Here is a 1,462-nt window from a genome sequence, read left to right as displayed (position 1 = left end):
TCGTTGTCGATCAGGTCGCGCACGAAGTCGTAGTCGTGGCTGGAGGCGGAGGGGAAGCCGACTTCGATCTCCTTGAAGCCCACCTTCACCAGTTGGTCCCACAGGCGCGACTTCTGCCGTGTGGTCATCGGCTCGATCAGCGCCTGGTTGCCGTCGCGCAGGTCCACGCTGCACCAGCGCGGCGCGCGCTCGATCACCTGGTCGGGCCAGCGGCGGTCCGCTTTGCGGATCGGCTGGAAGGGCTGGTACTTGCTGTGGTCGAACCTGGTCATGGCCGGAATCCCGTCGAATATCCAAGAGAAGGCTGGCCCCCGTTCCATCGCCCTTGTGGGGCGGTGTGCCACGCCGCGAGCCGGTAAGCCGTGCGGCGGGGGAACGGGGGCAAGGTGGTCAGCCTGGAGAGCAGTATAACCGCGCACGCCGAGTGTATTGCTGCAAATATCTCGCACTTACCGCAAGTAAATGGTGTTTTTCTCTAACAAGTGACTTCGAAATGGTGATTTACAACCTTTCCGGCAGTATGCTGGGCGAACCAACACGCCCGGAGAACACGATGAAACTGGACCGCACGGACCGCCGGATCCTCTCCGCCATGCAGCGCAACGCGCGTATCACCAACCTGGAACTGGCCGAAACGGTGGGGCTATCCCCCACCCCCTGCGCCCGCCGGGTAAAACGGCTGGAGGAATCCGGCCTGATCCGCGGCCACGTCACCCTGCTCGACCAGTCGCGGCTGGGCCTGAAACTGACCGCCTACATCGGCATCAGCATGGACCGCCACACCCCGGACCGCTTCGAGACCTTCGAGAACGAGGTGAGCAGCTATCCGGAGGTCATGGAGTGTTCGGTGGTCACCGGCCAGAGCGCCGATTACCTGCTCAAGGCGGTGATCCCCGACATGGAGTATTACGAGCGCTTCCTGCTCGGCAAGCTGACCCGGATTCCCGGTGTCACCGGCGTGCATTCCAGCTTCGAACTGCGCCGTGTGGTGCAGCGCACCCAGCTGCCGCTGGAGCATATCGACGACCGCACCGAGCTCAGGGACTGACCCGCCCCTACCCCTGTGGCATACTCTGCGGGCTATTTTTCCGGAGTCTCCCGCCGTGCACAGTGCCGCTGACGTCACCCAGCTGATTGGCAACACCCCCCTGCTCCACCTGCGCAAGGTGTCGGAGCTGACCGGCTGCACCATCCTCGGCAAGGCGGAATTCCTCAACCCCGGCGGCCTCGGCGGCGCGGATGATGCCCAGGGCGGTGCGGTCCTTGACCGAGCCGCCGGGGTTGAGGAATTCCGCCTTGCCGAGGATGGTGCAGCCGGTCAGCTCCGACACCTTGCGCAGGTGGAGCAGGGGGGTGTTGCCAATCAGCTGGGTGACGTCAGCGGCACTGTGCACGGCGGGAGACTCCGGAAAAATAGCCCGCAGAGTATGCCACAGGGGTAGGGGCGGGTCAGTCCCTGAGC

General features: G+C 64.3%; 3 protein-coding genes. 1 reads left to right on the top strand and 2 read right to left on the bottom strand.

Translation table 11 applies throughout. The features are described 5' to 3' along the window. Positions 1-272: hydroxymethylglutaryl-CoA lyase-like TIM-barrel protein (locus E4634_RS20985; protein ID WP_491844336.1), on the bottom strand; the 272-nt coding region annotated here is incomplete at its 3' end. A gap of 281 nt (positions 273-553) precedes the next feature. On the opposite strand from E4634_RS20985, the gene E4634_RS20980 reads away from it, so the two are divergent. Continuing rightward, on the top strand, positions 554-1,048 hold the full coding sequence (locus tag E4634_RS20980; protein WP_135446646.1) for an Lrp/AsnC family transcriptional regulator: 495 nt from the start codon (positions 554-556) through the stop codon (positions 1,046-1,048). Between the two features lie 7 nt (positions 1,049-1,055). Here E4634_RS20980 and E4634_RS21925 read toward each other — a convergent pair whose 3' ends face one another. Further along, positions 1,056-1,394: a pyridoxal-phosphate dependent enzyme gene (locus E4634_RS21925; protein WP_240725272.1), complete on the bottom strand. Its 339-nt coding sequence runs from the start codon at positions 1,392-1,394 to the stop codon at positions 1,056-1,058. Positions 1,395-1,462 lie beyond the last annotated feature (68 nt).

Source organism: Mangrovimicrobium sediminis (assembly GCF_004745945.1).
Taxonomy (GTDB): Bacteria; Pseudomonadota; Gammaproteobacteria; order Pseudomonadales; family Halieaceae; genus Mangrovimicrobium; species Mangrovimicrobium sediminis.
The sequence above is the reverse complement of the archived record's forward strand: the minus strand, read 5'-3'. Positions and strand labels throughout refer to the sequence as shown.